We start from the raw sequence: 21,225 nt of genomic DNA, 5'->3' as shown, positions 1-21,225 counted from the left end.
AACGAATTTGCTCTGGGCGCTCAGTCGAAGCGTGGCGGCGGTGCCGGGTAGGCTGCGAGAACGGGCCCGAGCGCAGCCTTGAGCGGATCGAGCCACGCGTCGTAAGGCCGCCATTGATCGACCCCGTCGCGGTTGATCGGGCGGCGGACCTGCTCGCTCGACGCCGTCCGCACTGCGCGCGCATTGGTGTGGAACGCCATGCAGGCGTCCTCGAACGGCAGTCCGAGATAGCCCAGCATCGCGCGCACCTCGGCTTCCGGATTATCCAGCAGCGCTTCGTGGATCACGCGGTGGACGCGGCCCGGCTGGACGGCGTCGATATGCGCCATCAACCGCACATAGTCACGGTAATAAGCGCCCATGTCGGCCAAGTCATAACTGAAGGCCTGTCCCTTGGCATAATGCTGGCGGAAGTTGGACCAGCAACAGTCGAGCGGGTGCCGCCGCGCGTCGATGATCTTTGCATTGGGCAGGATCAGCCGGATCAGCGGCACATAGCGCCAGTTGTTCGGCAGCTTGTCGATATAGAAGGGTTTGGCGGTCTTGCGCTGGACGGCGGTGCGGCGCAGGAACGCCGCGCCCATTTCGGCAAGGCGCTCAGCTGGGGCGTCGGCCAGCGCCGCGACCCAATGCCGTCCCTCACCTTGCGTTTCGCGCCCCAGGCCCAGCGCCAGCGCGGGGATGTCGGGCAGCTCCATCGTCCCCTCGATCGCCGAATGGCTCGCCAATATCTGCTCGATCAAAGTCGACCCGGCGCGCGGCATGCCAAGGATGAAGATCGGATCGGGCGCGGGATCGCCCATATCGGCGCGGGCCGCGAAAAAGTCGGCGGTGCAGGTCGCGATCGCGGCATCGACGATCGCACGCGTGTCGCCGGCGTCATAGCCGAGCTGCCCAGCGCGAATCGCATTGCCAGCGGCAAAATGGCGAAAGGCGGGTTCAGCGTCGCCGGCGTCGTCATAGGCTTTGCCGAGCGCGAAATGCAGGTGCAGCCGGTCGTCGTCGCGTCCGGCGTCGCCCGTATCGATGGCGACCAGCGCTGCCTCCATCGCCGCTCGGTCGTCGGTGCCGAACCGGATCGTCTTGAGGTTGGCGAGGCTCCACCAGAGTTCGCCGAGGCCTGGATCGACACCGAGCGCGTGGCGATAGGCGGCGACGCTGTCATCCTGTTGCCCAACGGTCTTGAGCAGATGGCCATAGCTCATCCACAGCTTGGCATGATCGGGGAAGCGCGTCGTGAGTTGCTCGTAGAGGGCAAGCGCTTCGTCATAACCGCCAATACGGCCCAGCGCCGCGGCTTTCAGATTGGCGTGCGCCGGATTGTCGGGGTCATCGCCCAGCACTGCGTCGAGCGTTTCGGCGGCCTCGGCATAGCGGTTCTGTTTGTAATAGACGGTGGCGAGATTGGCGCGCGCCGCCCCGAAACCCGGGGCGAGTTCGAGCGCGCGGTTCAACAATTTCTCAGCGTCTGCGTAACGTCCGATCCGCCCCGCGACCTCGGCCAGCATCCGTATCGCCGCGACATCGGTCGCGTCCTCGCGCAGCCGCTGGCGCAGGGCGGCTTCGGCGTCTGGCAGGCGGTTTTCGGCCAGCGCCAGCGCGGCATCGACCATCGCCGCGTCGTAGATCGTTGCGCCAACCGCGGCGAGTGCGGCGGCCTGCGCTTCCGCTTCGCGGTTCAGCGCGCGCAGAGCGTGCGCGGCCAGCCGGTGCGCGGCGGCGGACGTCGGCACCGCTTCGATGATCGCCTGTGCCTGCGCCAGCGCGGCGGCGGGCTCGGCTGAGAGCAGGCGGCGGGCGTTGGCGAGTGCCGCATCATGGGTGACGGTTGCCACGCTACCCCGATCAGCTTTTCGCCGCGCGTGCTTTGGCGACCGCCTGCTTCAACGCGTCATAACCAATCTGCCCCTGGAACAGCTGGTCGCCGACGATCCAGGTCGGAGTGGCGTTGAGCTGCAACTGGGTCGCGATCGCCAGGTTGCTGTCGAGCTCGCGCTGGAACAGCGCCTCGTTCGCAGTCGCATCGGCGGTGCCGTCGGTGACGACGCCGGCGCGCTGGGCGGCGGTGGCTATGCCCGCTGCGTCGAGCGATCCGACGGCGAACATCGCATGATGGAACGCATCATATTTGCCCTGCCGCGCCGCGGCAAGCGCCATCAGCGCCGCGTCACGGCTCTGCGGGGCGATGATCGGCAGCTCGCGGAACACGACCTTTAACCGTTTGTCTTCGCGGATCAGCCGGTCGACGTCTGGCACGCTGGCGCGGCAGAAACCGCAGGCATAATCGGTGAACACCACCAACGTGACGTCGCCGTCGGCATTGCCCGCCCACGCCCCGGCATAGGGTTTTTCCAGCGCCGGGCGGATCGCGCCGATCGCCTTGGCGATTTCGCCGTTGCGCTGCGCCTCCAGCGCCTCGGGAATGATCTGCGGATTGGCCTTGATATAGTCGGCGACGATGGTTTCGACCTCGCTCTTGCTCAGCCCGCCGCCCATGCGGCCACCGAGCCAGAACACCACAGCGAGCAACAACAGCCCGCCAAGCGCGATGGCCCAGATACGCGTCGATCCGCCGTCCATTCCCGTCCCCTTGATGTGCGGCAAGCGCGGCGCCGCCATCGCTTTGGTTGCGCCAATCGGCTTTTTCGGTGGCGGCGCGGCCAGCGGTGAGCGGTCGTCACCATCGGCGCCGGCGCCCACCGGGGCCGACGCCATCGTCCTGCCCGCATCGCTCGCAAACAGCGGCAGGTCGGGGGCTGACGGGTTTTTGGCGCGCGCCGCGGCTTCCTCGCGGGCCAGCAATTGTTCGAGCCCTGACGGCGGCGGCACCAATTCCTCACGTGGGCCGGGGCGGAGCTTTGTTGCGGCGTCGCCAATGCTCCCACGGATGCTTTCGCTGCCCGCTTTGGCGATCTGGCCGACACCCGCCTTGGTCCGGTCGGCGACTTCGCCAAGCCCGCGCCCCGCTTCGCTCGACAGCTTCCGCGCCTTGTCGCCGAGCGCCAGCCGGTCCCACGCTGCGCTGCTGGCCTTTGCTGTGACGCGGCCTGCCTGCGCCGATCCGCGCCCGATCGCGCGCGCCGCTTGCGCCGTCAGCGCGCCAGTTTTGGCGGCGAGTTCGCCGGTTCGGCGCGGAATTTCCATCGCCTCGACGCGCGCCGGAATGTCGGCGCGGTCGCCGATGCGGATCGTCCAGTCGGCAAAGGCGTCGGCGCCATCGCGCAGCGCCCGCCACACTCCGGCGGCGCCTGCCTTCATCTGGTCCGATGTGACCACCGGCTTGCGCGCCGCCTTGTCGTTGGCGGTATAGCGCGACAGGTCGATGCCAACCGGCGGTATGTCGCGCGGCTTGGCCAATCCTTCGTCCGGCGACGGCGATGTCGGCAGCTGCGGCCGCGGCACAGCCTTCGGGGTCGGCTCCGCGTCGCGCAGCCATGGCTGATAATAATCGTCGTTTTTGTCGGTCACTTGTTGCCCTTGCGCATCATGATCGACGATGCGGCCCCTGTCTTTGTTCGAAACTAGCGTCGTTTGCGCGTCTGTTCCACCTCGGCGCGTGCGACCAGTGCAATATCCTGTGCACGGATCCAATCGGGGGAGTCCTGCGCCAGGCCCTGCATCGCGATTTCGGCATTACGCAGCGTCAGCGCAGGCTGTCCACCCTGCAGGCTATAGCGTTCCGCCGAAGCGAGCGCGGCGCGCGCCTGATCGCCTTTGTTCGCATAGACGATACCGAGTTGATACCAGGCAAAGGGGTTCTGATTGTCGAGTGCCACCGCCGTTTTCAGCACATCCTCGGCCTCGGTGAAATTGGCCGGGTCTTCGGTCGCGATTAGCGCGTGGCCCAGCGTCGCGCTAATCAGCGGCTGCGACCGCGATATCGTCACCGCTTTGCGCAGCGCCGGGATCGCTTCCTTGGGGCGCCCCGATTCGAGCAGCACCTGGCCTTCAAGTTCCAGAAAATAAGGGTCGCGTGGATTGGTGGCGAGCAGCGCCTTGACTTCGTCCAGCGCTTTTTGCGGATAGGCGCTGCGATGCCAGGCGTAGGCGCGCGCGTAACGCGCCGGAATGCTTGTGTTGGTTTCGGGGAATTTGCGCAGCGTCCGGTCGGGATCGGTCATGAAACCGGACAATTTTGCTTTGATTCGCTGAAAACGTGCCTCGATCACCGGATCGGCGGGCTTGTCCCACGCCGGATCGATCACATAGACCTCGCGCAGCGCCTGGATGCGATCGCCCGACATCGGATGGGTGCGGCCATAGGCCTGATCATCGTCCTGCTTCACCGCGTAACGAAATTCCAGATTCTGCAATTTTTTGAAAAAGGCCAGGCTGCCGCGGCCGCTGATCCCGGCCTTGGAAAGATATTGGGCGCCCGCCGCGTCGGCAGTCGATTCCTGAACGCGACTGAACGCCAGATATTTGCCCAGCGCGGCCTGCTGCCCCGCCATCATGACACCCATGCCGGCTTCGCCCGCGCCCGCCGCGATCGCCGCGGCACCCAGCAAAAGGCTGAGCAGCGATATGCCGGTGGCCGTCTTGGCGCCGTCATTGACGCGAATCGCGTGACCGCCGATGACATGGCCCAGTTCGTGCGCGAGCACACCCTGCACCTCTTCGGCAGTGTCGGCGGCCTCGATCAGCCCGGCAAAGACATAGACGTCCTGACTGCCCGCCACGAACGCGTTGATGCTGGGGTCGCCAAGCAGATGGACGCGCACCTGCCCCGGTTGCAGCCCGGCTGCGACGAGCAGCGGGTCCATCATGTCCTGAAACAGCGCTTCGGTCTCGGCATCGCGCAGGATCGATTGCGCCATCGCCGGGCGTATCGTCACGGCGAGCATCGCGAGCAGGGTCAGTGCGATCCGGAGCAGCGGGCGCCATGCGCCTGTCCGAAAGATCGATTTGGGGGAGGGCGGCATCATCCTGCCTTCCCTCGCGCGGCGCATCTGAACATCGACTGAAGCCATGCCAGCTTTGTGGGGGTCAGCGCGCGTGGAGGCAAGGCGAGACTTTGGCGGAAAACGATCATGGCTTCCCCCGGCGTTTGCCGGAGGAAGCCATGATGAGACGTATTTCGCTCGGATCAGCCGAAAGTGCGCTGCCACCAGCCGCGACGCGGTTCGCCGTCGGGACCGACGCCGCTCTCGTCGCCATTGGCGGCTTCGGTTTCAGCTTCGCCCGTCGTCGCCGCTTCGGGCGCCGCGTCCGCTGCAACCGCCTTTTTGGCGCGGCTCGCCCGCTTCTTCGGCGCGGGTTTGGCGGGTTCGGCTTCCGGTTCGGCCTCGGCAACGGGTTCGGCCTCCACCGCTTCCGGTGCCGCTTCGACCGCAGCGTCGGCGGCTTCGGCTTCGACTGCCGCCTTGGTCTTGCGCGGTGCGCGCTTGCGTTTCGGCTTTTCCTCGGCAGCCGGTGCGTCGTCGGCGACCGGTTCGGCGACGTCCGCGGCTAGCGGGGCTTCGACAGCTTCTGCGGCGGTGTCGTCGGTTGCCTCTGCCGCGTCGACCTTGGGCTTGCGACCACGGCCACCCCGTCGGCGGCGCGGTTTGGCGTCGGGATCGACGGCTTCGGTCCCGGCTTCTGCCTCGCCATCGCTGGCGGTTTCTGCCGGTGCGGCCTCACCCTCCTCGGCACCGTCGGCGGCGTCGTCGCGCTCGGCTTCGCCATCGCGTTCTTCGCCGTTCTCGAGGATTTCATTACCTTCCTCGTCGCGGCGGCCGCGACGACCGCGGCGACGACGGCGGCGGCGCTTGCGGCCCTCGCCGTCGGTGTCGCTCTCGCCGCCCTCGGATGCGCGTTCACGCTGGCGTGCGGGGCGAGCTTCGGCTTCTTCTTCGGCCGCTTCCGCATCCTCGTCTTCGGGATAATCGTCGTCATCCTCGTCCTCGATCGGCGCGATCGGGGCAAAGCTGCGGCGCTGCGTCGGCGGCGGGCCGGTGACTTCGACCGCCATCCGCGCACCTTCGGTCTCGCCGTCGGGCAGGATTTCGACGATGACGCCGTACAGCTCCTCGATGTCGCGCAGCTCGCGGCGCTTTTCGTTGAGCAGATAGAAAGTCGCTTCCTGGCTGGCGCGAAGCGTGATCCGGCTGCCCTTGCCGCGTGCCGCTTCTTCTTCGATCAGGCGCAGCGCGCTGAGCCCCGCCGACGAGGCGGTGCGGACCAGCCCGGTGCCTTCGCAATGCGGGCACGGGCGCGTCGATGCTTCGAGCACGCCGGTGCGCAGGCGCTGGCGGCTCATTTCCATCAAGCCAAAGCCCGAGATGCGACCGACCTGGATGCGCGCGCGGTCGTTCTTCAGCGCGTCCTTCATCGCCCGCTCGACCTTGCGGACGTTCGAGCCATGATCCATGTCGATGAAGTCGATCACGATCAGCCCGGCCATGTCGCGCAGACGCAGCTGGCGGGCGATTTCGGCCGCGGCTTCCAGATTGGTGCTGACCGCGGTCTGCTCGATATTATGCTCGCGGGTCGAGCGGCCCGAGTTGATGTCGATCGACACCAAGGCTTCGGTCGGGTTGATCACCAGATAACCGCCCGATTTCAGCTGGACGACGGGATTGAGCATCCCGGCCAACTGATCCTCGACGCCGTAACGCTGATAGAGCGACACCGGATCGGCATATTGCTTCACCCGCCGCGCATGGCTGGGCATCAGCAACTTCATGAACTGCTTGGCGGCCTTATAGCCCTCGTCGCCTTCGACGAGCACTTCCTCGATATCCTTGTGATAGATATCGCGGATCGCGCGCTTGACCAGGTCGCTGTCCGAGTGGACCAGCGCCGGAGCGCTCGATTGCAGCGTCTTTTCGCGAATCTCGTCCCACAGGCGGGCGAGATAGTCGAAGTCGCGCTTGATCTCGACCTTGGTGCGGCTCATCCCGGCGGTGCGGACGATGCAGCCCATCGTCGGCGGCAGCGCGAGTTCGTCGATCATCGCCTTCAGCTTGCGGCGATCGGCGCCGTTCGAAATTTTGCGGCTGATCCCGCCGCCGTGCATCGTGTTGGGCATCAACACGCAATAACGACCGGCCAGCGATAAATAGGTGGTCAGCGCCGCGCCCTTGTTGCCGCGCTCTTCCTTGACCACCTGAACCAGCATCACCTGGCGGCGGCGAATGACGTCCTGGATCTTGTAACGGCGGCGGAGCGACATGCGGTTTTCGCTGTCATCCTCGTCGCGGCGGCTGCTGCGTCCGCGGCCACCACCCTTGCGGCCGTTGCCGCGCCCGCGGCCCCGACCCTTGCGGTCGCCGCGATCGCCCCGGCCGTCACGGCCTTCTTCGGATCCTTCGCCGCCCTCTTCGCCGTCGCCATTCTCGGCGTCGCCGTTATCGTCGCGGTCATCGTCGTCGCCATCGTTGCGCTCGTCACGATCGTCATCGTCGCGGTCGTGGCGGCTGTCGCCATTGTCATCCTCGTCATGATATTCGACGTCGGCAACGTCGCCTTCCAACGCGTCGAGGTCTTCCTCGGCGCGCTGCGCGGCGGCGGCGGCATGTTCGGCCTCTTCGCGCAGCAACGCTTCGCGATCTTCCTTCGGAATCTGGTAATAATCGGGGTGGATTTCGCTGAACGCCAAGAACCCGTGGCGATTGCCGCCATATTCGATGAACGCTGCCTGCAGCGACGGTTCGACGCGGGTTACTTTGGCCAGATAGATATTGCCCTTGAGCTGCTTGTGCTCGGCGGACTCGAAATCAAACTCCTCGATGCGGTTTCCCTGGGTGACGGCGACCCGGGTTTCTTCCCGGTGCCGCGCGTCGATCAACATGCGCGTGGTCATTAGTTACACTCCAAGCGCGCCGTAGCGCGCCATCAAAAAATCCCGCGACCTTCCTTGACGAAAGATCGCGGTGGATACGGATGATACGAAAAAAGACGTTATTGCCGCGGGGAGCCTGCGTCCGATGCTGGACGCGCATGCGGTCTTTGCATCCGGCGACGGCGGCGGCAAAAGCGCCCGCGTCGGGATGAAAAGAGGGCATGGCAAGCCTCATGCGGCATCAACCTGTTACATGGGGTGAGCGGGCGGGCAGGGCGGGCGTCTAGCGATCGCCCCGACTGTCCGGTCAACCGGGTGGACTGACGGCAGGTTGCCGATCCCCGCATATCCGGCGCCAAGGCGGCCATGTTCCGCAATTTTTGCGGAGCAGGCCTTCCCCTCAAAAGGCCGGACGGCACCGGGAACGACACCGTCAGTGATGCTGTGCTAGCATCGGCGCGGGCTGACGGCAACAGCGCCACGATAGAAAGATGGGACGCTGCCGCGCTTCCGCAAGGGTCGCGGTTCTGTTCATCTGGCAGATTCGCGGCTTAACGGGCATTTCACGCTTCATGGCTAACGGTGCGTTCACGATGGTTTGCGGCCTTGATCCTGAAATTTTAGAATTAAGCGCTGGACCAGTGTGCGCCGCGCGCCGCATAATCGTGCCATGAGCCTGCTGCTCGCCTTGATTGGCCTATCTGCGACCCCCGTGCCGTCGGGGCAGATGGTCGACCGTATCGCGGGCGGTTCGCGCACCGAATTGGCCCCGCCCGCGGGCTTTCGCGCTAAGCCTCCGGGAAAACGCTACAGCGTCAGCGTCCCGATCGGCAAGCCGAAGCCGAGCGTCGCGTTGCCGCGGATCGAAGGGCCGAACAACAGCCGCCTGCCGCTGGTCGTGCTCGACGCCGGGCATGGCGGCCACGATCCGGGGGCAATCAGCCCGCACAGCGGCAAACGCGAAAAGGACATCACCCTCGCGCTCGCCCGTGCCATCCGCGACGACCTGCTCGCCTCGGGCCGTGTCCGCGTCGCGCTGACCCGCGGCGACGACCGCTATCTGGTGCTTGAGGAGCGTTTCGGCATCGCGCGGCGGCTGAAGGCCGATTTGTTCATTTCGATCCACGCCGATGCGGCGGAAAACCAGACCGCCAGCGGCGCGTCGATCTACACCTTGTCCGAAGTCGCCTCCGACCGCGAAGCGGCGCGGCTTGCGGCGCGCGAAAACAAGGCGAATGTGATCAATGGCGTCGATCTCGGCGCTCACAGCGGCGATGTGTCGTCGATCCTACTCGACCTGACCCAGCGCGAGACGATGAACGTCGCCTCCGATTTTGCCCGGCTGCTTCAGCGCGAGGCAGGCGAAGCGGTCAAATTCCGCACTCACGCGCATCGCTTTGCCTCGTTCGTGGTGCTGAAGGCGCCCGATACGCCATCGGTGCTGTTCGAAACCGGCTTCATCTCGAACAAGGACGACGCCGAGTTTCTGGCGTCGGCGGCGGGGCAGAAGAAGGTTGCGCGCGGCGTGCGCAATGCGGTCCAGATCCATTTCGCGCGGCAGATCGCGGCGCGGTAACCACAATCGCCCTGCCCTGAAGGGGAGGGGCTTTTGAAATATAGTCTTGACTAACTTTCTTCACCTAGCCAGCTTGCCGTCGCTGGCGGCGGGAGAGAGGCATGAGCTGGAGCAACTGGTCGGGCAGCGTCACCGCGCCCGCGCAAATCGCCCGCCCGCATAGCGAGGACGAACTCGCTGCGCTGGTCCGTAGCGCGCACAAGCTGCGCGTCGCTGGCGCCGGGCACAGTTTCATGCCGCTCTGCGCATCGGACGAGCTGATCGTCAGCCTCGACGATCTGGCGGGTGTGATGCGCATCGCCGCCGACCGCCAGACCGCGCGCATCCCCGCCGGGTGGAGCATCCGGCGGCTGACCGCGGCGCTATGGGACGAAGGATTGGCGCTCGCCAATCAGGGCGATGTCAATCCGCAGTCGCTCGCCGGGGCGATGGCGACGGGTACCCACGGCACCGGGGTGGAACTGGGTTCGCTCGCGACCTTTGCGCGCGGCTTCCGGCTGATCGGCGCCGACGGCGAGGCGCATTGGTGCGATGCGACAACCAACGCCGATTTGTATCAGGCGCAGCGGCTGTCGCTCGGCCTGTTCGGGGTCGCGACCGAGATCGAGGTTGCGGTCGTCCCCGCCTTTCACCTCTCGGAACGGATCGAAAAGCGCCGCTGGGCGGAGGTGCGCGAGAGCTATAATGAGCTGGCGCGGCAGCACCGCCATGTCGAATTCTGGTTCTTTCCGCACAGCGACGACGTGATCCTGAAAACGCTCGACCTGTGCGATCCATGCGATCCGCCGCCGACCACGACCGATATGGAGGAGGCCGGTTTTCGCCGCATCCTCAACATTTCGGCGCGGCTGCCCTTCCTCACCCCGTCGCTCCAGCGGCTGATGATGAAAGGCGGCATTTCGGGGCGGCGCCGCGGTCCGGCGCACCGCATCTTTCCCTCCGACCGCAATCTGCGCTTCGAGGAAATGGAATATGAAATGCCGCGCGCCGTCGGACTCGATACCCTCGCCGAGGTTGTCGGGTGGATCCGGCGTAAACGGCTGCCCGTTACCTTCCCGTTCGAATTTCGCACCGTCGCCGCCGACGACATCTGGATGAGCCCGATGAACGCCGGGCCCGTGGCCGCAATCTCGATGCATCAATATGCCAAGATGCCGTGGCGGAACCTGTTCGCCGAGGCCGAGACGATCTTTCGCAGCCACGGCGGGCGGCCGCACTGGGCCAAGCGCCACACACTCACGCGCGCCGATGTCGCGGCGCTCTATCCGATGGCGGGGCGCTACAACGCCGTCCGCCGCGCCGCCGACCCCGGCGGCAAATTCCTCAACCCGCATCTCGAAAGCCTGTTCGCATGACCACCGACCGCGACCTTCATGCGCATCTGATTGACCAGCAGGGCTCGCGCGCCGACCTCAATACCCCGGTGCTCGTGCTCGATGTCGAAGCGCTCGACCGTAATATACAACATATGGCGGCGCTCGCCGCCCACCACGGCGTCGCGCTGCGTCCACATGCCAAAACGCACAAAAGCGTCGATATCGCCAAGCGTCAGATCGCGGCAGGTGCGGTCGGCGTATGTTGCGCCAAGATCGGCGAGGCCGAGGCGCTGAGTGAGGGCGGCGTGACGGGCATCCTGATCACCTCCCCCGTAGCGGCGCCGCGCGCGATCGAGCGGCTCGCTGCGCTCGCGGCCACTGCTGAAGGATTGATGGCGGTGGTCGATCATCCGGGTGTCGCCGAGAAGCTTCAGATCGCACTCGCGGCGGCGGATGCAAGTCTCGACGTCATCATCGACATCGATCCCGGCATCGCGCGCACCGGGGTTGCGTCGGCGGACGCGGCGGTGGCACTGGCCGAGGTCATCGCCGCCGCTCCCAACCTCGAATATCGCGGTGTGCAATTCTACTGCGGGTCGCAGCAGCATATCGAAAGCTATGCCGACCGCCGCGCGGCGATTGTCGAGCGCACCGGCTATTTGCAAAGCGTCATCGCGGCGCTGGCCGACGCGGGGTTCGCGCCCGAAATCATCACCGGATCGGGCACCGGCACCCATCGCATGGACCTCGACCTTCGCGTCTTCACCGAATTGCAGGCGGGAAGTTACGTCTTCATGGACAAGCAATATCTCGACTGCGATCTGACCGGCGAGGAAAGCGAACCGCCGTTCGAGGTCTCGCTGTCGGTCGATGCGCGCGTGGTCAGCGCCAACCACAGCGGGCTGGTCACCATCGACGCCGGGTATAAATCGCTGTCGACCGACGGCGGTGTCGCGGTGGTGCAGCGCGGGGCGCCCGACGCGGCCTTCTTCGCCTTCATGGGCGACGAACATGCGGCACTGATCGCCCCCGGAATCGGGGTGCAGCTCGCGCCCGGCGACCCGGTCAGCCTGACGGTGCCGCACTGCGACCCGACAGTGAATCTCTACGACAGCTATCATGTCGTCGCGGGCGAAACGCTGGTCGATATCTGGCCCGTCAGCGCGCGCGGCCGGGCGCGGTGAACGCGCCCGGGGCGGTGAAGCGTCCGCCGCAGCAGGACCGCGCGCGCCAGACCCGATCGCGCCTGCTCGACGTCGCAGGGGCGTTGCTCGGAGAGGTCGGGCTCGAACGGATTTCGACCAATATGATCGCCGCGCGCGCGGGCCTGACCCCGCCCGCGCTCTACCGCTATTTCGGCGACAAATATGCGGTGCTGGAGGCGCTGGGGCGGCGGCTGATGGACCGCCAGAACGCGGTGCTGGAGGCTTGGCTCGCCCAGCACGCGCCCGGTGGGATCGCGGCAATGGCCGATCATATCGGCGACTTGCTGGGCGACAACGCCGCGGTGACGCGTGCCGAACCGGGCGCGGTGTGGATCTTGCGCGCGCTCCACGCCTCGCCGCGGCTTGTCCATGTGCGGCTCGAATCGCACCGCTATGTGACCGACCGGCTGACCGAGGCTTGTGCGCCCTATGTGGCGGCAATCGACCGCGATATGCTGTGGACGCGGCTCCGGCTCGCGGTCGAGATCGGCTTCGCCGCCGACGAAATGCTGTACGAGGAAGACCGCGTATCGGCGGACGCGGCGCTGGCGGATGTTGCTGTGATGCTGCGTTTCGCGTTGCTTGACTTCATCAGTTCCCCTCCCGCTTACGGGAGGGGTTAGGGGAGGGCGCGAGCGAAGCGAGCCCCGGACCGTGCTATTGCCCACCCCGCTGCACCTAGCGAACAAGTTCGCAAGTTTCGCTGCCCCTCCCGCTTGCGGGAGGGGTTACCTGCGCTCGCGTGCAACCACTTCGCCCACCCCGCCGCAACCATGCTTCCCTTTCGGCGATCCACGCTTTAGAGGCAGGCATCATGGTCGCCGACAGTCCGCCCGATTTCCGCCTGCGCCTGCGCCGCGACAGCAATGCCGTCATCGCCTGGCTGCGCGGGATGTGGACGCGGCGCTGGTTCCGCTGGCTCGGTTATCTGGCGCTGGCGGGTGTGCTGGGGCTGATTCTGATCTGGGCGGTTTTTGCCCGCGACCTGCCGTCGGTCGATCAGCTGCGCGACTATGAACCGCCGCTGCCGACGATGGTCCGCGATGGCGAGGGCAAACCCGTCCACAGCTACGCCCGCGAACGCCGCGTGCAGTTGGATTACAGCGAATATCCGCAGCTGCTCGTCCGCTCGTTCCTGGCGGCCGAAGACAAGACGTTCTTCAGTCATGGCGGCATCGATTATCCGGGCATCGCCTCGGCAATCATCACCAATCTGTCGAGCAGCGGCCGTCCGGTCGGCGCCTCGACGATCACCCAGCAGGTCGCCAAGAACCTGCTGCTGACCAACGAGCTCAGCTATCGCCGCAAGGTGCGCGAGGCGATCCTGGCGATGCGGATCGAGGATGCGCTGACCAAGGAACAGATCCTCGAACTCTATCTCAACGAAATCCCGCTCGGTCGCCGCGCGTTCGGGGTGCAGGCGGCGAGCCGTGCCTATTTCGACAAGGATGTCGATCAGCTCCAGCTCTACGAAATGGCGTTCCTTGCCATCCTGCCCAAGGCTCCCGAAAAATATGGCCGGACGCGCAACGCGGCAGAGGCGCTGGCGCGGCGCAATTTCGTGCTCGGGTCGATGGAAAGCAATGGCTGGATCACCGCCGCGCAGCGCGACGCAGCGCGCGCCATGCCGCTCGGCCTCACCAACAGCGGCAACACCGCGATCGCGCAGGTCGGCGGCTATTATATGGAAGAGGTGCGGCGCCAGCTGATCGCCCAGTTCGGCGAAACCGCCGACGACGGGCCACTGAGTGTCTATGCTGGCGGGCTGTGGGTGCGCACCCCCTATGATGGCAAGATGCAGACTGCGGCGACGATGGCGCTGCGCAAGGGGCTTCAGCGTTACGACGCTGGCAAAGGCTGGTCGGGACCGATTGCCCGGATCGAGGCCGACGATCAGTGGCAGAGCCGCCTCGCATCGAGCTTTATTGGCATCGATTATGACAATTGGCGCGTCGCCGCAGTGCTGTCGAAATCGGCGGGGGCGGCACAGATCGGTTTTGCCAATGGCGATACCGGGACGCTGCCCGCCAGCGCTGCGACGCTCGGCTATCGCAAGACCGGCGGCACCGCCTTTTCGGCGATGCGCCCCGGCGACCTGATCGTCGTCAAATCGACCGGCGGCAGCAGCTATGCCCTGCGCAACATCCCCGAAGTGTCGGGCGGCATGGTCGTCGAAAGCCCGCACTCGGGGCGCATCTATGCGATGCAGGGCGGCTTCGACGTCCGCCTCTCGCCCTTCAACCGCGCGACCCAGGCGCAGCGCCAGCCGGGCTCGACGATCAAGCCGTTCGTTTACGCCGCGGCGCTCGACAATGGCATGACCCCCGCGACGATGATCGTCGACGGCTCGTTCTGCGTTTATCAGGGCGCGCGCCTCGGCAACAAATGCTTCCGCAACTTCGGCAACTCGGGGGGCAGCGGCGAACATACGATGCGCTGGGGCCTCGAACAGTCGCGCAATTTGATGACGGTGCGCGCCGCGAGCCAGGTCGGCATGGAACCGGTCGTCGAAACAATCGCGGCGATGGGCATTGGTAAGCACGAACCCTATCTCTCGACCGCGCTCGGCGCCGGATCGACAACGGTGGAAAAGATCACCAACGCCTATGCGATGCTCGCCAACCATGGCCGCGAGCTGAAACCGCGCGTTATCGACTATGCGCAAGACCGCCGCGGCAAGGTGATTTTTCCCGCCAATTGGAAACCCTGCGAAGGCTGCAATAAAAAGGATTGGGACGGCCGCCCGATGCCGCGCTTTGCCAAATCGGGCAAGCAGTTGATGGACCCGATGACCGCCTATCAGGTCGTCCATATGCTCGAAGGCGTTGTCCAGCGCGGTACCGCAGTGCGGCTGCGCGACCTGAATGTACCGCTGTTCGGCAAGACCGGCACGACCACGGGACCGAACGATGTGTGGTTCGTCGGTGGCACCCCCGATGTGGTGGCCGGTATGTATATCGGCTTTGACCAGCCGCGCAGCATGGGCGGCTATGCGCAGGGTGGCAGCTATGCGGCGCCGATCTTCAAGGATTTTGCGCTCGCCGCGCTCGCCGACCGCCAGCCGATTCCCTTTGCGGCGCCAAAGGGCGTGCGGATGGTGCGCATCGACCGCCGGTCGGGCCGCCGCGTCTATGGCAGCTGGCCGGGAACCGATCCCAAGGCGTCGATCATCTGGGAAGCGTTCAAGCCCGAAAGCGAGCCGCGCCGGACGATCCGCGAAGAAGAGATCCAGCCGGTGAAAACCCCCCGGCGACAGGATGCGCCGGTGCGGCAAGGTCCGGCGGGGCGCAGCGACAACGACTTCCTCGACGACCGCGGCGGGATCATCTGACCGCTTGTCTCTGACGGCTGAGCCTCTATGGCCGGTTTTCACTAGTTTCAGGAGCAAGGACATGCGCGCCGAAGCGCAGGATCATATCGACAAGATTGGCGCCGCGCTGGCGCTGCTGCGGCGTTTTCTCGACTGGGACCGCGCGGTGCGGCGGCTTGACGAGCTCAATGCCAAGGTCGAGGATCCGACCCTGTGGGACAGCCCCAAGGCCGCGCAGGAAGTGATGCGTGAGCGGCAGCGGCTCGATGCGGCGATTAGCGCGACGCGCGCGATCGAAAGTGAATGCGCCGACACCGCCGAACTGATCGAGCTCGCCGAAATGGAAGGCGACGAGGCGATGGTCGACGAGGCAGTGGCCTCGCTGGCAACCCTCGCCGCGCGCGCCGAAGAGGACAAGATCCGGGCGTTGCTCGCGGGCGAAGCCGACGCCAACGACGCCTATATCGAGGTTCATGCGGGCGCGGGCGGTACCGAAAGCCAGGACTGGGCCGAAATGCTCCAGCGCATGTACAGCCGCTGGGCCGAAAAGCGCGGCTTCAAGGTCGAGCTGGTCGAATATCAGGCCGGCGAAACGGCGGGAATCAAATCGGCGACGATGCTGGTCAAGGGCGAGAATGCCTATGGCTATGCCAAGACCGAAAGCGGCGTCCACCGTCTCGTCCGCATTTCGCCCTACGACAGCTCGGCGCGCCGCCACACCAGCTTCTCGTCGGTGTGGGTCTATCCGGTGATCGACGACAATATCGATATCGAAATCAACGAAGGCGACCTCAAGATCGACACCTATCGCGCCTCGGGCGCGGGCGGCCAGCACGTCAACACCACCGATTCGGCGGTGCGCATCACCCACATCCCAACCGGTATCGTGGTGGCCAGCCAGAACGACCGCTCGCAGCACAAGAACCGCGCGACCGCGATGGGGATGCTGAAGGCGCGGATGTACGAGGCCGAGCTGCAAAAGCGCGAAGCCGCGGCGTCAGGCGAATATCAGGCGAAGACCGAAATCGGCTGGGGCCACCAGATCCGCTCCTACGTCCTCCAGCCGTATCAGTTGGTCAAGGATCTGCGCACCGGGGTCACCTCGACCGCGCCCGGCGACGTGCTCGATGGCGCGCTCGACCCGTTCATGGCAGCGGCGCTGTCGCAGAAGGTGACGGGCGAAAAGGTCGAGGTTGAGGATATCGATTGATGAAGCGATCCGCCGCCATCCTGCTCGCGTTGATGCCGCTGCTCGGCAGCTGCGATGCGCCATGGGATGACAGCGGCGACCGCGCCGTAACCGCGCGCGACTTTCCGCCCGCCGACCGCCCCGTGGCGCCGACGGTCTCGACCAAATGGTCGACCGAGGAAGCGCGCGACCGCGTCAACGAGGCCGAAGACGTCATGGATTCGGCCGACGTTCGTCCGGGCATGACCGTCGCCGACATTGGCGCGGGCGACGGCTATTATACGGTGCGCCTGGCGCAGCGCGTCGGCGCGACCGGGCGGGTGCTGGCGCAGGACATCATTCCCGAGGTGATCGAGCGCCTCGCCGACCGCGTCGCGCGCGAACGGCTCGACAATGTCTCGCTGAAACTCGGCGCGGTCGACGATCCGCGCCTCCCCGCGGCGAGTTTTGACCGCGTATTCATGGTCCATATGTATCACGAGATCGGCGAGCCTTACGCCTTTCTGTGGCGGCTGCGCCCCGCACTGCGCACGGGCGGGCAGGTGATTGTCGTCGACGGCGACCGCCCGATCGCCGACCATGGCACGCCGTTCCGCCTGCTCGTCTGCGAGTTTCAGGCGGTCGGGTACAAGCTGGTGTCCTACGACGACAAACAACATGCCGGGGGGTATCTGGCGCGGTTCGTGCCGAGCGGGAAGCGGCCGGAACCCGACGCGATTACGGTTTGCGATAATCCGTGACCGCTTGATCCTCCCTGTCGCGCAGCGATGGGGAGGTGGCAGCGCGAAGCGCTGACGGAGGGGCCATAACGCTGCCGTCGCGGCGCCTCTACCACTCGCTTCGCGAGCGGTCCCCCTCCCCATGGCCTCGCCACAGGGAGGATTGATTTTCAATACACCACCAACCGATCCGCCTCGCCGATATCGGCCATAAAGCTTACCAGCCCGCCCGACCGCACCTGCGGCACCAGTTCGCTCGCGGTCATGCCGATCAGCGCCATACCCGACTGGCAGACGATCAGCCGCACGTCCATCGCCATGGCCTCGGCGATCAGCGACACCAGATCAGGCTGCCCCGACGCGCGCCGCGCCGCATCGCCCGCAAAGGCGACGGGCGTGCGCAGCAGCGCCGCCGCTGGTCCTTGCAGGAATATCCGCGCCGATCTCCCGAGCGCCGCGGCCGCGGCCGCCGTCTCGAGCGCGGCATAGAAACGCTCGCCATCGGCCGACCCAATGATGATGCTCAGCCCCGGCATATCGGACACTCTGGATCCTCGGCGACCGCGACCTCGCGCCAGCGTCGGTCGAGCATGTCGATGATCGCCAGCCGCCCGGTCAAAGCCGACCCCCAGCCAGTCAGCGCGCGCACCGCCTCCAGCGCCGCCATCGTCCCGATCATCCCGGCCAGAGCGCCCATCACCCCGGTCTCGGCGCAGTTAAGCCCCTCCTGGTTCGGATCGTCGCCGACGAGGCACGCGTAACAGGGGCTGCCGGGGCGCCAACCCTCGTACAGCGCGACCTGTCCCTCGAACGCCCCGATTGCGGCGCTGAGCAGCGGGATTTGCAAGGCGACGGCGGCGTGGTTGACCGCCAGCCGGGTGGCGAAATTGTCGCAGCCATCGAGGATCAGCGTCGCGCCTGACAGCAGCGCCGCGGCGTTGGTGGCGTCCAGCCGTTCGGCGACCGCGACCGCTACGACATGGGGATTGATCCGCCGCACCGCATCCGCTGCGACCGCGGCCTTCAGCGACCCGATGTCGCTATCGGTGAACAGCGGCTGGCGTTGCAGGTTCGACAATTCGACGACATCATCATCGACGATCGTCAGCCTGCCGACCCCCGCCGCCGCCAGATAAGTAATCGCCGGACACCCGATTCCGCCCGCGCCGACGATCGCAACATGCGCGGCCTTCAGCTTCGCCTGCCCCGCGCCGCCGAACGCTGGCAGGATGATCTGGCGCGCATAGCGGTCGAGTTCGGCGTCGGTTAGCAATTACTCGCTCGATCGCCGGGTCTTGATCCCCGACAGCGACGCCAGTCCTTCGGCATCGGCGGTTTCATCAACGGGTTCGCTCTCGACCCCGGTCGACCCGAAACCGCCTGCGCCGCGTGTCGTTTCGTCCAGCGTCGTCACCTCGGCAAAGCTCGCGCGCTGGACCGGCGCCGGGACGAGCTGCGCGATGCGGTCGCCGCGCTTCACCTCGAAATTATCCTCGCCCAGATTGGCCAGGATCACCTTCACCTCGCCGCGATAATCGCTATCGATCGTCCCCGGCGTGTTGAGACAGGTAATGCCATGTTTGAGCGCGAGGCCCGAGCGCGGGCGCACCTGCACCTCATAGCCGGGCGGGATCGCCATTGCGAACCCGGTCGCCACCGCATGGCGCGTACCGGGACGGATCGTCAGCGATTCCGCCGCGACCACATCCATCCCCGCCGCGCCATCGCTGGCATAAGCGGGCAGGGGCAGGCCGCCGCCATTGGGCAGCCGCTGGATGCGGATTTCAATCGGACTGGCGGGGGCTACGCGCATCGAGCTCATCGGCGATCTTTTCCATCAATTTGCGGGCGACGGCGGCTTTCGGCAGTCGGTCCCAGCTGTCTATCCCGGTTTTGCTAACGATATGCACCCGGTTGGTCTCGCCCCCCATCGGGTCAGCGGCGACGTCGTTGGCGACGATCCAGTCGCACCCCTTGCGCGCCAGCTTCGCCTGCGCATGGGCGATGACGTCGTTGGTCTCGGCGGCAAAGCCGATCAGCAGGGTGGGGCGCTCGGCGCTCTTGGCGACCCCTGCAAGGATGTCGGGATTTTCGGCCAGCGCGAGCGGTGGCACCGCGCCGCTGCCGTCCTTCTTGATCTTCTGGCCCGCGGGGTCGGCGGCGCGCCAGTCGGCGACCGCAGCGACCATGATCGCTGCATCGACCGGCAAGCCTTGTTCAACCTCGGCGGCCATCTCGACCGCGGTTTCGACATCGACGCGGATCACGCCGGGCGGGGTGGGCAGCGGCACCGGCCCGGCGATCAGCAGCACCTCGGCCCCCGCCGCAGCAGCGGCCTCCGCGATCGCAAAACCCTGTTTGCCGCTCGACCGGTTGGCGATGTAGCGCACCGGGTCGATTGGCTCGTGTGTCGGTCCGGCGGTGATCAGGATGCGGCGGCCATAAAGCGGGCGGTGATTGGCGGGCGCGAAATCGGGTTGCCCGACCATCGCAGTGACCGCGGGCGCAGCGGCCAGCGCGGCATCGATCGCGTCCTTGATCGCCGCCGGCTCAGGCAAGCGTCCCGGTCCAAATTCGCCGCACGCCATCTCGCCCTCGTCGGGCGCCATCACGGTGACGCCGTCACCGCGCAAGGTCGCCACGTTACGCTGCGTCGCGGGGTGAAGCCACATGCGGACATTCATCGCGGGTGCGGCAAGCACCGGCTTGTCGGTGGCAAGGAGCAGGGTGGTGGCCAGATCGTCGGCGATTCCCGCCGCCATCTTGGCCAACAAATCGGCGGTTGCGGGCGCAACAACGACCAGATCGGCCTCGCGGCTCAGCTGGATATGCCCCATTTCAACCTCGTCCTTCAGGTCGAAAAGATTGGTATAAACCTTGTTCTCGCTCAATGCCGCTAGCGTCAGCGGCGTCACAAACTGCTCGCCTGCGCGAGTGATGACGCAGCGCACGACATAGCCCGATTTGCGGAGCAGGCGGGCAAGCTCGATCGATTTATAGGCCGCGATACCACCGCCGATGATGAGCAGGATGCGGGGGTTGGTCATCGTCAGACTCCGGTCAACAGCACGTCGAGTGCATTCATGATCTCGAAGCTGCTGCCGTCCAAGGACATGACGGTCTCGCTGAGCTGATGGGCAGGAATGGCCGAGGCGAATTGCGTGTACATCACATGCTCGACGTCGTCGATCATGAACAGCGGATTGAGCCGCTTCGCGACGACCTCGAACTGATCTGCGGTTAGCAGCGGGACGACCAGCCGGGTGTTGAGATGAGTGAGTAAGTCGGATTGGCAATCGACCACCAGATCGCCGTCAGCGGTACGACATACATCGAACTGTGCCATTAAAATTGCCGATATTTCGCCAGCGGAAGACCGTGTTTGCGAACATACTCGTTGGACGCTTCCATAGCGGCGCGATTTTCCGCTTTCCACGCCGCCTCGCGGGCTTTTTTGACCTCGGCCAGCAAGCCCGCCTGGCATGCTTCGCTGACGTTGATCTCCAGCTTCTTCGCTTCGTCAACTAACTCGGCGCTCAACGACACATTAGTCGGCTTTTTCGGACCTTCGAATCGCGTCTGACGGTTCATCGCCATCCTCCTTGCGCATAAAATATGCACATCGGTTTGAAAGGTCAATCGGCCCACCCATGGGTAGCGTGCGGCGCGTGAGCCGCCAAAAGATCAAGGATGCAAAAACGCCGCATGCGCCGCCAAATGCCAGTATGCCTCGCAAATGTTCGCCATGATAGCGGTCGGGCTCGGTCACGAAATCCTCCAATGCCCCGCTTGCCAGCGCCAAGCTCAAAGCGCCCGCCACGACGCCAATGCCTGCCCACAGCGTGCGGCGGCGCATCAGCGGCCAGCGCACTGCACCGCGCGCGCAAAGCCAGCCGATGATCGCTATCGGAATCCAGCCGATCACGACCGCCAGAAAAATGGCCAAGATCGACCCGGCGAACAGCAACATGACAAATGTGGCAATGGCCCCGCCTGGATCGGCGATCAACTCCGAGGGATCGGCGGCGACCATCACCGCGATCAGCAACAATATGCCAAACAATCCAGTCGCAATGGCCGTCAGAAAGCCGAAGCCGAGGGCGCCCATCATCGTCAGTCGATGCAGTTCGCCCTCCGCCGCCACG

The 21,225-nt window shown here is 65.7% G+C and carries 18 protein-coding genes; 7 read left to right on the top strand and 11 right to left on the bottom strand.

Features of this window, described 5'->3' with window-relative positions; genetic code table 11:
• Positions 1-20: 20 nt before the first annotated feature.
• From VGN68_RS07540 to VGN68_RS07525, 4 genes are all read right to left on the bottom strand, one after another.
• On the bottom strand, positions 21-1,835 hold the full coding sequence (locus VGN68_RS07540; RefSeq protein WP_327475359.1) for a tetratricopeptide repeat-containing sulfotransferase family protein: 1,815 nt from the start codon (positions 1,833-1,835) through the stop codon (positions 21-23).
• A gap of 10 nt (positions 1,836-1,845) precedes the next feature.
• Positions 1,846-3,468: a DsbA family protein gene (locus VGN68_RS07535; protein WP_327475357.1), complete on the bottom strand. Its 1,623-nt coding sequence runs from the start codon at positions 3,466-3,468 to the stop codon at positions 1,846-1,848.
• A gap of 53 nt (positions 3,469-3,521) precedes the next feature.
• A complete protein-coding gene (locus VGN68_RS07530) occupies positions 3,522-4,925 on the bottom strand; it encodes a M48 family metalloprotease (protein WP_327475355.1) in 1,404 nt (467 codons plus the stop codon).
• A 161-nt stretch (positions 4,926-5,086) separates the two neighbouring features.
• The gene (locus VGN68_RS07525) at positions 5,087-7,786 is read right to left on the bottom strand and encodes a ribonuclease E/G (RefSeq protein ID WP_327475353.1); all 2,700 of its coding nucleotides are present in this window, start codon (positions 7,784-7,786) and stop codon (positions 5,087-5,089) included.
• Between the two features lie 604 nt (positions 7,787-8,390).
• On the opposite strand from VGN68_RS07525, the gene VGN68_RS07520 reads away from it, so the two are divergent.
• The 7 genes from VGN68_RS07520 to VGN68_RS07490 all read left to right on the top strand — a co-directional run bounded on the left by VGN68_RS07520 (position 8,391) and on the right by VGN68_RS07490 (position 17,101).
• Positions 8,391-9,341, top strand: a complete 951-nt coding sequence (locus tag VGN68_RS07520; protein WP_327475475.1) for an N-acetylmuramoyl-L-alanine amidase — start codon at positions 8,391-8,393, stop codon at positions 9,339-9,341.
• Positions 9,342-9,442: 101 nt separating this feature from the next.
• Positions 9,443-10,696, top strand: a complete 1,254-nt coding sequence (locus VGN68_RS07515; RefSeq protein ID WP_327475351.1) for a D-arabinono-1,4-lactone oxidase — start codon at positions 9,443-9,445, stop codon at positions 10,694-10,696.
• Complete coding sequence (locus VGN68_RS07510; RefSeq protein WP_327475349.1) at positions 10,693-11,841, top strand: DSD1 family PLP-dependent enzyme; 1,149 nt, start codon at positions 10,693-10,695, stop codon at positions 11,839-11,841. The genes VGN68_RS07515 and VGN68_RS07510 overlap by 4 nt, the downstream gene beginning before the upstream one ends.
• Positions 11,838-12,485 carry a TetR/AcrR family transcriptional regulator gene (locus VGN68_RS07505; RefSeq protein ID WP_327475347.1) on the top strand — a complete coding sequence of 216 codons (648 nt, stop codon included), beginning with the start codon at positions 11,838-11,840 and terminating at the stop codon, positions 12,483-12,485. The genes VGN68_RS07510 and VGN68_RS07505 overlap by 4 nt, the downstream gene beginning before the upstream one ends.
• Positions 12,486-12,676: 191 nt before the next feature.
• Positions 12,677-15,193: a penicillin-binding protein 1A gene (locus VGN68_RS07500; RefSeq protein ID WP_327475345.1), complete on the top strand. Its 2,517-nt coding sequence runs from the start codon at positions 12,677-12,679 to the stop codon at positions 15,191-15,193.
• Between the two features lie 61 nt (positions 15,194-15,254).
• Entirely contained in the window at positions 15,255-16,382 is a 1,128-nt protein-coding gene (prfB, locus tag VGN68_RS07495) for a peptide chain release factor 2 (RefSeq protein ID WP_327475343.1), read from the top strand.
• A complete protein-coding gene (locus VGN68_RS07490; RefSeq protein WP_327475341.1) occupies positions 16,382-17,101 on the top strand; it encodes a class I SAM-dependent methyltransferase in 720 nt (239 codons plus the stop codon). The genes prfB and VGN68_RS07490 overlap by 1 nt, the downstream gene beginning before the upstream one ends.
• Positions 17,102-17,250: 149 nt before the next feature.
• On the opposite strand, the gene VGN68_RS07485 is transcribed toward VGN68_RS07490, so the two are convergent.
• From VGN68_RS07485 to VGN68_RS07455, 7 genes are read right to left on the bottom strand one after another with little or no spacing between them, the layout of a single operon-like run.
• Positions 17,251-17,616, bottom strand: a complete 366-nt coding sequence (locus VGN68_RS07485; protein WP_327475473.1) for a DsrE family protein — start codon at positions 17,614-17,616, stop codon at positions 17,251-17,253.
• A complete protein-coding gene (locus VGN68_RS07480) occupies positions 17,604-18,353 on the bottom strand; it encodes a molybdopterin-synthase adenylyltransferase MoeB (protein ID WP_327475339.1) in 750 nt (249 codons plus the stop codon). Before VGN68_RS07480 ends, VGN68_RS07485 begins: the two co-directional genes overlap by 13 nt.
• Entirely contained in the window at positions 18,354-18,893 is a 540-nt protein-coding gene (dut, locus tag VGN68_RS07475) for a dUTP diphosphatase (protein ID WP_414713028.1), read from the bottom strand.
• Positions 18,865-20,127 carry a bifunctional phosphopantothenoylcysteine decarboxylase/phosphopantothenate--cysteine ligase CoaBC gene (gene coaBC, locus VGN68_RS07470; RefSeq protein ID WP_327475337.1) on the bottom strand — a complete coding sequence of 421 codons (1,263 nt, stop codon included), beginning with the start codon at positions 20,125-20,127 and terminating at the stop codon, positions 18,865-18,867. The genes dut and coaBC overlap by 29 nt, the downstream gene beginning before the upstream one ends.
• A gap of 2 nt (positions 20,128-20,129) precedes the next feature.
• Positions 20,130-20,426 (bottom strand): CcdB family protein, encoded by a 297-nt coding sequence (locus tag VGN68_RS07465; protein ID WP_327475335.1) that lies wholly within the window; start codon positions 20,424-20,426, stop codon positions 20,130-20,132.
• On the bottom strand, positions 20,426-20,671 hold the full coding sequence (locus tag VGN68_RS07460) for a type II toxin-antitoxin system CcdA family antitoxin (RefSeq protein WP_327475333.1): 246 nt from the start codon (positions 20,669-20,671) through the stop codon (positions 20,426-20,428). The genes VGN68_RS07465 and VGN68_RS07460 overlap by 1 nt, the downstream gene beginning before the upstream one ends.
• Positions 20,628-21,128 carry a hypothetical protein gene (locus tag VGN68_RS07455; protein WP_327475331.1) on the bottom strand — a complete coding sequence of 167 codons (501 nt, stop codon included), beginning with the start codon at positions 21,126-21,128 and terminating at the stop codon, positions 20,628-20,630. Before VGN68_RS07455 ends, VGN68_RS07460 begins: the two co-directional genes overlap by 44 nt.
• Positions 21,129-21,225 lie beyond the last annotated feature (97 nt).

This window comes from Sphingopyxis sp. (genome assembly GCF_035998965.1).
Lineage (GTDB): Bacteria > Pseudomonadota > Alphaproteobacteria > Sphingomonadales > Sphingomonadaceae > Sphingopyxis.
This window is presented reverse-complemented; position numbering and strand designations above follow the sequence as displayed.